This is a genomic window from Scytonema hofmannii PCC 7110, from assembly GCF_000346485.2.
GTDB classification, from domain to species: domain Bacteria; phylum Cyanobacteriota; class Cyanobacteriia; order Cyanobacteriales; family Nostocaceae; genus Scytonema; species Scytonema hofmannii.
The window spans coordinates 6,511,970-6,525,591 of record NZ_KQ976354.1 but is presented as its reverse complement, the minus strand read 5'-3'; the positions used below and the strand labels follow the sequence as shown (position 1 = coordinate 6,525,591).

Annotated in this window: 8 protein-coding genes; 4 read left to right on the top strand and 4 right to left on the bottom strand. The window is 38.0% G+C overall.

Annotation, left to right across the window (positions count from 1 at the left end; all coding sequences use genetic code 11):
• Positions 1–365: 365 nt before the first annotated feature.
• Together WA1_RS27160 and WA1_RS27155 are read left to right on the top strand one after the other, a co-directional pair.
• Complete coding sequence (locus tag WA1_RS27160; RefSeq protein ID WP_066613045.1) at positions 366–4,883, top strand: two-partner secretion domain-containing protein; 4,518 nt, start codon at positions 366–368, stop codon at positions 4,881–4,883.
• A complete protein-coding gene (locus WA1_RS27155) occupies positions 4,873–5,343 on the top strand; it encodes a hypothetical protein (protein WP_066613042.1) in 471 nt (156 codons plus the stop codon). Before WA1_RS27160 ends, WA1_RS27155 begins: the two co-directional genes overlap by 11 nt.
• A 29-nt stretch (positions 5,344–5,372) precedes the next feature.
• On the opposite strand, the gene WA1_RS27150 is transcribed toward WA1_RS27155, so the two are convergent.
• Complete coding sequence (locus WA1_RS27150; RefSeq protein WP_017750188.1) at positions 5,373–5,753, bottom strand: hypothetical protein; 381 nt, start codon at positions 5,751–5,753, stop codon at positions 5,373–5,375.
• A gap of 105 nt (positions 5,754–5,858) precedes the next feature.
• Here WA1_RS27150 and WA1_RS27145 point away from each other — a divergent pair, with 105 nt between their 5' ends.
• Both WA1_RS27145 and WA1_RS27140 read left to right on the top strand, forming a co-directional pair.
• Positions 5,859–7,259, top strand: a complete 1,401-nt coding sequence (locus tag WA1_RS27145; RefSeq protein ID WP_026135398.1) for an IS4 family transposase — start codon at positions 5,859–5,861, stop codon at positions 7,257–7,259.
• Between the two features lie 372 nt (positions 7,260–7,631).
• Positions 7,632–10,577: a CHAT domain-containing protein gene (locus WA1_RS27140; protein ID WP_017749965.1), complete on the top strand. Its 2,946-nt coding sequence runs from the start codon at positions 7,632–7,634 to the stop codon at positions 10,575–10,577.
• 179 nt (positions 10,578–10,756) lie between these two features.
• Here the strand turns inward: WA1_RS27140 and WA1_RS27135 are convergent, their stop codons facing one another.
• The 3 genes from WA1_RS27135 to WA1_RS60315 are packed head-to-tail and all read right to left on the bottom strand — an operon-like array spanning position 10,757 to position 13,489.
• The gene (locus WA1_RS27135) at positions 10,757–11,674 is read right to left on the bottom strand and encodes a DUF928 domain-containing protein (RefSeq protein ID WP_017749964.1); all 918 of its coding nucleotides are present in this window, start codon (positions 11,672–11,674) and stop codon (positions 10,757–10,759) included.
• Positions 11,675–11,692: 18 nt separating this feature from the next.
• Positions 11,693–12,925, bottom strand: coding sequence for a CHASE2 domain-containing protein (locus WA1_RS27130; protein ID WP_017749963.1), 1,233 nt, complete (start codon positions 12,923–12,925; stop codon positions 11,693–11,695).
• Between the two features lie 30 nt (positions 12,926–12,955).
• A complete protein-coding gene (locus tag WA1_RS60315) occupies positions 12,956–13,489 on the bottom strand; it encodes a toll/interleukin-1 receptor domain-containing protein (protein WP_272819240.1) in 534 nt (177 codons plus the stop codon).
• Positions 13,490–13,622 lie beyond the last annotated feature (133 nt).

Here is a 13,622-nt window from a genome sequence, read left to right as displayed (position 1 = left end):
ACCTATACAATATTGGCAAAGCAAGGTCTTATTTTCTGTAAAGTACCAACAATGCTCTTACATCAGAATAAAACTAACTACAACATAAAAAATATTGTGAAAAATCATATGTTTAAGTTACTATACAAAATCATGTTAAAGTATCCAAGTCTCCCTCCTCAAGATAGATAGTTACTCAATCTTGAGATAGATAGTTTGACGAGTTCTAGTGCTTTCTAAATAGCGTTAGTACTTAAAGTTACTGTGCATAAGTGTAAAGTTTGCATGAAATTAGAGTTGTAATCATGTTTCAGGTGTTGCGTCTGAGTTTAGAAAAAAAGACCAGAACTGATTAAATTACAGTGCATGAGTGGGGTACAAATATTATGACAAGACGTACCAGGAATTGGTATTGGTTGCGAGTAGGTATCGGCTTAATAGCAGTCGGTGGGAGTCTTTTTTGCAGAAGTATTGCGATCGCTCAAAATGTTCCAGATAGTACATTGGGTACTGAAAGTTCTGTTGTTACACCCAATGTTGATGTTAAGGGGTTGGCTAGCGATCGCATTGATGGAGGTGCTGTTCGCGGTTCTGGTTTATTCCATAGTTTTCAGGAATTCAACGTGGGAGAAGGGCGAGGAGCCTATTTCAATAATCCGGCTGGAGTTGAGAATATTTTCAGTCGGGTGACGGGGACAAATGCTTCAAATATTTTTGGAAAACTTGGTGTATTGGGTAATGCCAACCTATTTTTGCTCAATCCTAATGGGATTATTTTTGGTCCCAATGCTTCGTTAGATATTAAAGGTTCGTTTTCAGCGAGTACAGCTAACAGTTTGAATTTTGGGGATGGGAAACTATTTAGCGCTACAAATCCCACGGCTCCACCATTGCTAAGCGTGACGGTACCTTTGGGAGTGCAGTTTAACCAACAACAGCCAAAAGCGATCGCTAATTCTGGGAATCTTTCAGTCGGGACTGGGCAAAACTTAACGCTGTTGGGTGGTACGGTGGCTAGTACTGGGCAATTGTCAGCACCGTCTGGACAAGTTGCGATCGCAGCAGTTCCTGGTGGGAGTGTAGTGAATTTGAGTCCACTAGCACAATTGCTAAATATTGAAACTTCATCACCTGTAGCGAGTGTAGGTTCATCTTCTTTAGGTGAGTTACTGACAAGCGTTGATGAAAAATCGCATCCTGGGCTGACAGTGAATGGTAATGGACAGGTGGAGTTAGCGGGATCGGGTTTATCTGTAGTAGATGGCGATGTCGTAGCACGCAACGTTACGGCTCAGACTGCAACACTCACAGCGAATAATAATCTGACTTTGGTAGAGAGTCAGATTGGTACAACTGGTGATTTGAACCTATTGGCGGGTAATACAGTGCGGGTGCGGGATAGTGTGGCAAATCCTTTTGTGGCTCAAGCTGGAGGACAGTTATTAGTTCAAGGGAAGCAAGGGGTTGATATTTTTGCTTTGAATCATCCTTCGAGTGGGCTTGTTTCTGGAAGGGATATGGTGTTGCGATCAGCTAACACCGTAGGAGGCGATGCTCATTATTGGACAGGCGGTAGTTTTCGCATTGAGAAACTGGATGGAAGTTTGGGAGGTTTGTTCAGTCCATACGATCCGATTATTCGGGCTAGTGGCGATGTAAGTTTTAACAGCTACACAGGAGGTTCGCTGCACATTCTTGCTGGAGGGAGTGTAAATATTGGCACAGTTGAGATTACGGCTGCAGATGGAACGAATGGACTTGTTCAAACAGTATTCTTATCAGATGATGACCCGAATGGCGATCACTCTTTTGTAGAAATTAATGGCAGAAACTTTCCTACGCTAGATATAAGAGCAGGTACAACTGATTTTGGTACTCCACCATTTACACCGTCATTTAATTTTCCAGGTAATGGCACTATCAATCCTAACCCTCCAAACATCACCCCAGTCATCAGCGCTAACACTCAACAAACAGGTGCAAATATCAGTATTGGAAGTATTATTAATGGACGACGGGGCGGTCAAATATTTTTAACTAATCAATATCAGCGAAATCCCAATCTACCTAATGGTTCAATTGAAATTACAGGTGAAGTCCCAACATCTACAGGCCCGACTTCTATTGCTGCCTTTGGTAATCCAGTTACGATAGATGCGAGAGGCGATGTTCGGATTGATCCAGGCATTAATACTAGTATTAGTGAAGGTCAAGGTGGAGATATTAAGATCCTCAGCAGAGGAATCATTAATGTTGGAAGAAGCTCTGTTAGGAATAGTCTAACAGCTGGTTCGGATAGCGGGGATGGTGGCAATATTACGCTCTCGGCAGACAAAAATATTACTACGAATGGAGATATACGTTCTTTTATCAGCGCTGGAGGGAGTGGGGATGGTGGCAATATCAGCATTATCAGTGGAACTGGTAATATAAACACAGTTAGCGGAGAGATTAGTTCGGTAACTGCTAATGGAAATGCTGGAAATATAGAACTTATTGCCCCTCTTGGTAATATTACCACTGCTAATGTCAGTTCTTTTGTAAGCGCTGGAGGTACTGGAACAGGTGGCGATATCAGCATTATCAGTGGAACTGGTAATATAAACACAGTTAGCGGAGTGATTAGTTCGGTAACTGCTAATGGAAATGCTGGAAACATAGAACTTATTGCCCCTCTTGGTAATATTACCACTGCTAATGTCAGTTCTTTTGTAAGCGCTGGAGGTACTGGAACAGGTGGCGATATCAGCATTATCAGTGGAACTGGTAATATAAACACAGTTAGCGGAGTGATTAGTTCGACAACTGCTAATGGAAATGCTGGATATATAGAACTTATTGCCCCTCTTGGTAATATTACCACTGCTAATGTAAATTCTTTTGTAGGCGCTAGAGGTACTGGAAATGGTGGCAATATTATTCTTAGAAGTGGAGTTACTCAAATCGGAGAAAATATAGAAGATGTAACAGTTTCAACAGGATTACCATTCGGATTTGGCGTAATTAATACAACTCGTGGTTCAATTAATTCTGCGACTGAAAATGGTATAAGTGGAAATGTAATTCTTCAAGCTGCTAATAACATTAGTTCTGGTAATATAGAAAGTTTTAGTACTAATAACAGACCAGAATTTAGCGAAGTCAGACTTGAATCATTAGAAGGTTCAGTGTTTTTAGATAGAGTAAGATTGAGTACTACCAATAGTGGGTCTGGTTTCCCAGGAGATATTACAATTCTTGCTAATGATAGAATAGAAATTATCGGCAATAATCCAGTAAGAAATCAGGGAAGTATACCTGATATTGAAAGTAATGGAGATTTTGGAATAATTACTATTGCAGCAGATGGTAATGTATCTTTGAAAGATACTCTTTTGAGTGCCATAGTCCCACCAAACCAATTTTCAAGACCAAATCCTCAACAAGGAGAAGAATCTCGTCAAGCTGGTGAGATTGATGTTATCTCTACAAGTGGAAATATTGAGATTACCAATTCAGATTTGACTGCTAGAACTGAATCTCAATTTGCAAATCCTGGAAATATTGAGATTATAGCTAGGGGTAACGTATTGATTCAACAAAACAGTTTAGTTCGCACTAATATAGAACAGAATGCTGGTGTTGTTAGAGAAACTAATTCTTCCAATGGAGATGATGTCGAATATGGCAACATTAATATCTTCGGCAATTCTCTTGAAATAAGAGGATCTGAAGTCACAACAACTTCAGCAAGTCAAGTTCAGGCGGGCAGTGTTATTGTAATTGCCCCAGAGTCGTTTATTTTAAGTGGCACAAGCTTTACAGACTTTAGTTTAGAGTTAAACAACCCAACTCCTCAAACAGTTCAACGTCGTCCGGGTTTATTTGCCGAAGCAACAGGAAAAGATGGAACTGCTGGAGAAGTGGGAATTGTTACAAACAAATTAAGAATTGAGAACGGATCTCAAGTTACTGTAAGTAGCCGAGAAGGAAAAGCAGGTAATGTGATAGTTTTGGCAAAGGAAATCTCCTTAAATAACGGAGCACTCTTTGCAACAACCGGACAAGATATCGAAGACAGAACAACGGGAGGAAATATTTTCTTACTCTCAGAGCAGACTGTGCTTGATACTTTTTTTAATCTATTCCAAAATCCAGATTCAGTTGATAAAAATAGGCTAGAGGAGTTTCAATCTAGATTAAATGAGTTAGATTCCAATTTGGAATCACTGATACTTAATAATAAGTTCACTAAAGAAGAACTGCCTGGTTCTCCTCTTGATTTCCTACATTTAGGTAATGAAAGCCTTATAGCTGCTAACGCCCTAAACAATGCTAGAGGTGGTAACGTTGCCATTAAAACTAGGGTGCTTCTTGGATTACCACCAACTCGTGATAACGGTAGCGACATTTCTGCAAACGCACAAGAAGGTAGGGGTGGTGAAATCGCAATTGACACTAGACCTTTAGGAACTTATGGCATTGAGTTCAGACCAAAAACCACATCCTCAAATGATATCACTGCCTCCTCAGAGACAGGTTCGGCGGGTATTGTATCAATTCGTCTACCTGATGTTGATCCCAGGCGTGGATTTCTTCCGTTGCCAGAAGACTTGGGTGATTCTTCAAGATTTATTGATCCGAGTTGTCCGGTAGGTGGAAAACGGGCAAGGAGTCGGTTTGTTGTCACTGGGCGCGGAGGATTACCGCCAAGCCCTAGTTCAGTTATAAATAGTGACATACTTTTGGGAGGTAGTGGAGCGATCGCCACACCTCCAGAAAACAACTCCTCTGCCCCAATAGTAGAAGCCCAAGGTGTAAAAATCGGACCAAAAGGAGAAATTATTCTCGCTGCCAACCCTTCACAACTGTCTTCCTCTTATAGTCCTTGGCAACCATTCACAAGAGGTTGTTATGAAAAATAAGTGTTGCCATACATGCTTACCTCAGTTTGCACTTACCCTCTCAACACTGATTCTCAGCTTATTAATACCTATTAGTGTACGTGCTATTGAAGTGGCTCAAGCTCCGTTACCAAATCTTTCGCCAAATTTACCAACAGATTTACCTCCTCCCCAAGACATTCGTCCCCCAACTTCTGAACCACCTCCACAGTTACAAAATCCTTTACCTTCTACTCTAAGAGAAAATCCTTTACCTAACATACCTACCCCACAACAAGAACGAGCACCGGAAGCTGAATTTCCTGAGAACTTCCCAATCACAGTGACAAGGTTTGAATTTGTAGGAAGCAAAGTTTTCAAAGACGAAGAATTACTCAAAGTCATTGAAAATGCTTTGAATTGTGAGGATGGCTCCGATCCCAATACTGCTCGGTTAAGGGAAATAAAGGGTAAAACAGTGTCAAATGTGTTCGCGTATTAAAAACGATAACTGAAAGCGGATGGGCAAGGTTATTTTTTGTCTTTGAGACTTTCGTACAAATCTATCCAGTTTTGTCTGAGAGAATGAATCGTATTTTTTAAGGTGTCGATTTGCATTCTTCGTGTAACTTGCATAACAGCATCAATATGAGCGGGGCTTCCAGCTTTCCCCAAATGCTTATATTTACTTAATTTATTAGGAGTTTGCGTAGGGAAAATCGGCATTTGAGCGTGCAACTTATAGTACCAGTAAGTTCCTTTTTGACCGCGTGCCTGGTAGCGCAGGACACAACAACCTTCGGGTGCAACTTCTCCTGAAGCTTGAATTTGTTGAATTTGTAGTTGTAGAGTAGCGATCGCTTGCTGTAAGAGTTCGGCTCTGGCAATAATATCGTCAGTTTTCGTAGGCATCAATTGGAATTGGGGAAAGATAGAGTTCTCGAATAGATTACGAGAACAAAAAGTGTTTTAATCAATATTATCTTATACGAAATTTCACTTCAAAACTGAGTGCTAATGATGCTAGTTAACTTTGAATTCAACAATCAAATCCTAAATCGGGCACAATTACTGCTGGCTCTTAACCAGATCATCCCTACCGAGTCGATTATGGCAGCGATTACAACAACGAGTAGTACCGCACGGCGTCAAAGAATACTTCCTACACACGTAGTAATCTCTCTAGTAATCGCCATGAGTTTTTGGTCCTCCGATTCAATCGTGGATGTATTGAAAAATCTCATTCAGGGTTTTAATTCTTTGCAAATCCCCTTTAAGAGACGTTTTAAGATACCAACATCTTCATCAATAAGTGAAGCTAGACAACGAATTGGTGCTGCTGTTATGACTCGTTTATTTGAAATTGTTGCAAAACCTTTAGCAACAATTAAAACACCAGGTGCTTTTTTGGGTGGACTGAGAATAATGGCTTTGGATGGCACAGTTTTTGATGTTCCTGATACAGAAACTAATGCTAAAGTATTTGGTTACCCTGGTTCTCGTCCTGGTACAAATCCGGCTTTTCCCAAAGCTAGGTTAACTTTTTTAGTCGAAGCAGGAACTCATTTAATTATCGACATATTTTGTTGTCCATATCGAATTGGAGAGAGAAAAGGAGCTTTAAAGCTATTAAGAAGTGTTGAGGAGAGTATGTTGTTAATGTGGGACAGAGGACTGCACTCATTTAAAATGATTCATGCTGCAATCAAACAAAAATGTCATATTCTTGGTCGCGTGCCATCTCATGTAAAATTTGAGTTTGTTAAAGCTTTTCCTGATGGTTCCTATCTAAGTTGGCTTGCTCCTGATGGAAAGTCAAGAAAGAAGGGAGCGACGAAAATACCTGTTCGTGTCATTGAATATATTATTGAAGTTGAGGGTGTAGAAAAGGTGTATCGTTTAGTAACTGATTTGATGGATATTTCAACTTTTCCTGCATTGCTCTTAGCCCAAGAATACCATCAACGGTGGGAAGCTGAGAACACCTTGGATGAGTTAAAAGTCCATCTGAACGGTCGTAAAATTCCTATCCGCTCGAAGAATCCTCGTGAAGTTATCCAAGAAATTTATGGTTGGTTACTAGGACACTATTGTATACGTTATTTAATGTTTCAAAGTGCAGCAATCAAGGGAATATCTCCCCTAAGTTTAAGTTTTACCAGTTCTCTAAGAGTTGTCAGACGTGCTATTCCTCAGTTTCAACAGCAAGTTAATCATTCTCTTGAGAATATGAATATATATTTTAGCTGGTTAATCTGGGAAATCTTAGACTTACAAATACCACCAACCTCAGGCAGAACTAATCCGAGGGTAATCAAGAAAACTCGTTCTAAATTTAAAACTAAAAAACGATGTCATAGAAATAATTATACTCCCCGGCAACAACTATCTTTTACAATTTTTACAACCGCTAGTTGACATCATCTAGTAGTAGAAGATAGTTGAACTAGATAGAAAATTAAAAGGGACAAGGTTTAGAGATTTTTTCAATTAAATATAAACATTCTTGAGAGATACTTGCTCATCTCTTGTGGGTTCATTTATACAAATTTCTCTCATTTTTGTTCTCGTAAATAAAACGAGAACAGTTTCTTCGGAATTTTAGGCTTCACTTTCCCTTAACCGAGCAGTATTGGAATCTAAGGAGAACACCTTAGCTTCTGTTGGTATCGGTTTGCGATTTAGGATGGGTGATACTCTGACTGCCCGCTTTGACTGGGGAATTCCCCTCATCTCTATTAAATCAAACGAAAGAACTTTACAAGAACAAGGCATATATTTTTCTATTTTATGGAACCCCTTCTAAAACCTCGATTTCCACAACTACACCGTCTTTTTGCACAGAAGATCAAATATCGTGCAATTACTATACTCTTATTATTTCTTCTCGGACTTATTTTAGTTCTTGGTATTCAACAGTTGTCAGTAGAGCGAGTCATTGGTAAAGAGTCTCAAACAATAGAGTTAATTTGTTCGAGAACACCAAATCTTGCGCCTGAAGTGTTAAGCAAGAATGGTAGAATAAGTTACGATAGAGGGCAATTCGATGACGCCAGAGACTGTTGGCGAAGAGCTGTTACTGCCTATCGTGAGCAAGGAAATGAGACTGAGACTATCAATAATCAAATTAATCAAGCTCAAGCAGAGCAAGCTCTAGGATTTTACCCAAAAGCTTGCAATACTCTACTACAAATATTCAGTGATAAAGATTGTACAACGCTGCGAGAAAAACCACAAGAATTGGGAGACAACAAGCAAAATTCACAACAGTTAAAAGAGGAAAATAAGCAAAAGCAACAAAGGGAGTTTTTCGACTCTCTTGCAGAGAAATCAACGGATTCTTCTGCTAAACTAATTGGCTTACGTAGTTTGGGTAACGTTTTACGAGGGCTTGGTGAGCTAGACTTATCCAATTATGTTTTGTTACTGAGTTTACAGAAAGTTAAACCTGAAGAGGTTATGGCAACTTGGCTTGATGTTGGCAATATAAGACGCGCTTTAAGTAATAAAGAACAAGACTTATACAGCCGCTCTGGCGATCGGCAACATATTGTTTGTACCATAGTAGATGCATACGCAGCAATAGATGCTTACGAATATGCTATCAAAAAAGCTGACCTAAAATCAGCCTTACAAATTGCAATACAAACACGTCTGAATCGGTTAAGTTTTTTATCAGATTTGAAAGATTGGCGTCAAAAAATTAATCAAGAGAGTAAGGTAAAGAATATTCAAGAAAGTCAGGATAAAGATGTTTTCAATCGGGTGTTTAGACGAAATACCCTATCTCTAGTTAATCAGCAAAGAAATTGCTGGAAGAATTTACTTATTCCCGAACTTAAACTTCAATTTGATAGTAATATTCCCGCAACTAGACTTCTATCTCCTACAGAACTCTATAACTGGCTAAGTCAGCAGTTATCAGAGCAAAACCCAATAATTCAGTCACAAGAAATTGATGATCTTCGGCAGCAAATAGAGAAGTTGCCACGGAGCCATACAACACTTTACACAAGACTTAACTTTGCTAAAAACTGGATGCGTCTTCAAAATTTGACTGAAGAACAATACCAAAAACTTGAAAAGTTTTTAAATGAAACAATTGACGAAGCTCAAGGTAAACCAGATAAACAACTACGCAATTTAAGAGCAGAATCTTATGCGTTAGGGTATCTAGGTAAACTATATGAAAGCAGAAAACAATGGGATTTGGCTAGAACAAAAACTCAAAAAGCGTTGTTGATAGCTCAATCTATTCCAGCCCAAGAAATAGCCTATTTGTGGCAATGGCAATTGGGACGCATTTACAAACCTGAATCTACACAAAGTAGACAGGTAAAAGCGAATGAGATACAAAACAATTTAAAAAACATAAAAGAAGCACGAGAAGCTTATAAAGGTGCTTTTGAAACATTGCAATTTCTTCGCCGTGAGTTAGCATCTGGTAATCCTGATGCACAATTGTCCTTTTTAGAAGAAATTGAAACAGTTTATCGTGAGTACGTTGACTTATTACTATCTAAGCAAAACCCTGAGCAAACTCACCTCTCTCAAGCTCGCACAGTAATTACCTCTCTGCAAGCAGTAGAACTCGAAAACTTTCTACGCCTAGCTTGCCCGGAAAATAACTTACAGACAATTGATAATGTTCTTGATAAAAAAGCTAAGGATACAGCTTTTGTATATCCACTTGTTTTAGAAGATAGAATTGAGGTTATCCTTAAAGTTCCTAATGTTAAACAACTACTAAGTTTTAAAAAGTATGTTGAACGGAAAAAAGTAGAATATCTAGTCACACAATTGCAGTTAGATTTGGAAGAAGAGTATACGTTTGAAGCTGTTAGACAAGAAGCTAAACAATTGTATGATTGGCTAATGAAAGATGTAGACGAATATATTGATAAAAATTACAAAAATATTAAGACACTAGTATTTGCTTTAGATACGAATTTGCGAAATATTCCATTAGCAGCACTTGTTTCTAACTATAATAATGAAGCATCAAACAAGGAGGTTGAGTATTTGATAGACAAGTATGCGATCGCACTAGCTCCTAGATTAGATATTCCATATCCTGACGTTCTTCAAGGCAAAAAACTGAAAATTCTCGCTGCTGGTTTAGATAAGCCAGATCAAAAAGTCAATGAACTACGGAAATTTTCTACGTTACGTTATGCAAATGAGGAACTAGATGTATTGAATAATCTAGAAAAAAGTAACTCTAGACTTTCTGTTACTAAACTCTCCAATGACAAATTTAAGACTAAGGAATTCCAAAATGAAATCAATACTTTTGCTTTTCAAATCTTTCATTTGGCAACACATGGTGAGTTTAGCTCTAGCCCTGAAAATACATTTATCTTAGCTTACGACCAAATTATTTCAATTAAAGAGCTAGGCGATGTTTTTCGTACACAACTTCAAAGTCAGCTTGAACCTATCGAACTACTTGTACTAAGTGCGTGTGAAACTGCAGCAGGTGATAAGCGAGCTACTTTGGGAATTTCGGGTGTAGGTGTACGAGCAGGTGCTCGTAGTGCGATCGCTTCTCTGTGGACATTGGATGATGAAATCAGTGTTGATTTTACTAAGATATTTTACAGACAGTTTATTGACCCGAAAGTGAAAACAAAAGCCCAAGCTTTGCAACAGGCTCAAAAAGTACTCAAGGAGTTACCTGGTCGTGAACATCCAAGATATTGGGCATCCTATATTTTACTTGGAAATTGGCTCTGATACAATTTTGGATTTTGGATTGTGTAATCCTACTTTATACTTTGGATTTATATATTTAAGTGTTGCAATTCTAAAATAGAATGAACTAGGTATGTCAAAAGTAGAAACCAGATTACTCTAAAAAATTTGGTTTCTGATGACAAACATTTTTTGATTTACCAGGTTTATTTCTAAATAGATTACTGAAACTGAATAGGTTTTAATATCTGAGGTTCAAAACTAGCAATTCGCTCTGCGATCTGATTTAATTTCTCCTCGTAATTAAAATCTTCTTCTTTCTGTGGTTTCTCTATCACACTACTGAATATATACTTAATGAGTAATATTTTGTTTTGTTGTAGCTGTTGGGTTTGTGAATTTTGACTATTAAATAAGCGTGTAACAGTGTCATACCAAATACCTTGTTGTGCGTAATATTGGTAATCTTTTACAGGTAAAAATCGCGATGTAACTTTTTCAATCCAACCAGTAACTCCGGGATTTCGGGATGGTTTTAGGGGATCACAAATAATTGAAAAATACCAGATGTATTCTTTATTTTTTAAAGGTTTTGCACTTTCTGGCAAAGTAAATTTCCCAATACTAGGTTGTTCTTCAGGGATTTTGACAAAGATTGGACCAGCAACACTATGCTTGTCTTTATCTAGCAATACGAATTTTCCATATCCAACTTCTGATTTTTTATATACATAAGGGATGTAGAACCAAAAGGTTGGATATTCTTCGGTTGTCTGACCCCAAACATAATTTAATTTAGAGAGCGAAACATCGTCTGACTTAGATGACGAGGGTTGTTCTTCCGGTATTACAGGCACAAAAGCTGTAAGTGGGATTTCATCTTTTCCTAAGGCAATAAGCTCAGGACAGTCACCTCTAAACCCTCCTCCTCGTGGGCTACCGTTTGGTTTAGTCAGTTCTTTTCGCTGTGCTCGCCCTTTCAGCACTAATTGCGCCTCCTCTATGAAAACTTGAATAAAATTTCTATTATCTTGTTGGGCTATAACTGGTGAAGCATAGCTAATAAAGAGGATGATTGCCAGAATCGCAATGATAATGGCTCTGAACCATCTTGTTGTCGGTAAAAAACATTGAAACATAACTAGTAGTTTAAGAAATTAGGATGATTTTTGAGGTTTTAACCTGATAAATAATACTACTCCCCCTGTACTTAAAAAGCTTAAGGCAGAAGGTACAAAAGGTATCCAAACATTAGGAAAAATAAATATAATGAAGCAAATAACGGACAAACTCAAAAAGGCTATTCCCCCAAACATAGTCAAACTATTGATTGTACGACACCTCTGAGCTAAAGTTCCTCCAACTAATGACCAAGCGAAAATCCAGAGTATCTCATGCCAAATAGACCAAACTCCTAAGAGAGCTTCTTTATCCTCAACTGCTCTCAGAATCTGGCTGACCATCTGTGCATGAATAATTACCCCCGGTATTGGGTGACCTCCAGAAGAAAAGGGAGTATCCCAAGGTTTTTCGCGAGAATTGTCTGTTACTCCAATCAAAACAATTCTGTTTTTTAGATCGTTGTAATTTTGGAAAAAATCATCTTTTAAAAATTCGGTAACTGTAACTTTTGGAGCAATATTCTCAAGAGAACAAACACGATCTAAACAAGGTTTACGGTATTTCAGTAATATTTGATATCCCCTCAAGTCTGTTCGCATTGAGTAGCCACCTCGATACTCGGCGAAAAGTGACTCAATTACAGTATTGCCTATTTGTAAATAGGAATTTTTACCATCCAATGGATCTTTATAAATCCGATCTTTGAAGTAATGCCGAGCTAACTGTAGGCTTAAAGAGTGTATGACTGGCTGCTTACCAGTTTTTGTCCTACAAGGTTTTTGATCGTTAGCCATTTTTAAAACTTGGCGACGAACAATACGATCTTGATCTGTAAAAAAATCACTAAACCCCAGCCTTTCTTGACTAAAGTTATCTGGTGGCTCAACCCCTTTATTTTTTTGACTGGGATCACCTATATTACAAATAGCAAAAATAGAATTATCTTTTTCACTCATAATTTTAGATAACTCTCTGTTTTCATTTTCAAAATCTCGGTAAATATCTAAACCAATCGCTTTTGGTTTATTTTTAGGATTGTCTACTAGTTTCTTGAGAATTTCCAATAAGTTCTTGTTTGTTAACGACGAATCTTGTCGAGGCTCTTTCCCTTGTGCTTTTATATCTTCTTGAGTGACTTCAATAACTAACAGACGGTTATCTGGAACACCAGTTGGTTGAAGTCTCATCATGTTGTCAAAAAACCATAGTTCTGCTCCCTCAAATAATCCAGAAAAACGCATAAAGATTACTAAAAAAGTTACCCACATACTGCTTATCGATACATTGCGAACGCTACGTCAAGGAATACGAGGCAGCCTCTTTTTTCTTAGAGGTACGCTCTTTTTTTCTTCTGCTTCTTCTTTCAGCCCAGAAATTTCTTTAACAGCCTGTTGAATACCTTGAACTACATCTGTGAATGCTTCATCCTTATTTAACCAACTCGTGATAGGTATTTTATTATGGGGGAGAGGTTCCAGCTTACCGAAGGGCGTACTATCCCAAACACACGAGCGAAGCAGTACAGGAATCACACGAGCTTCCTGTTTGTTGTGCTTTTCCATCGCCTGTGTAACTTCAATCTCCCAAAGTTCTTCTGAATCAAGAAAATCCGAACTTATCAGCAACAAAATTATATTAGCTGAATTTAAATACTTTTCAATCTCTTTTGCACGTTCTTTACCTGCGCTAATCTTGCTTTCATACCAATCTCTGATTACTCCCTCACGCTTTAAGCTAGTCAAATGTTTTGCAAGTTCATCGCGTAATTTTTCATCAACTGGAGAATAAGAAAAGTAAATTTCAATGGATTTATTTGGTGTCACTTTAGTCACACCTCTTAGTATTTAAATAAAATCTATAGCCTAAATTATATTTGAAAATTGAATGAAACATATAAAAATATATAATATGTAATTACTTAAACTTAAATAGCTATCTTTTTTTCACCTTATAATTGCTTAGTTA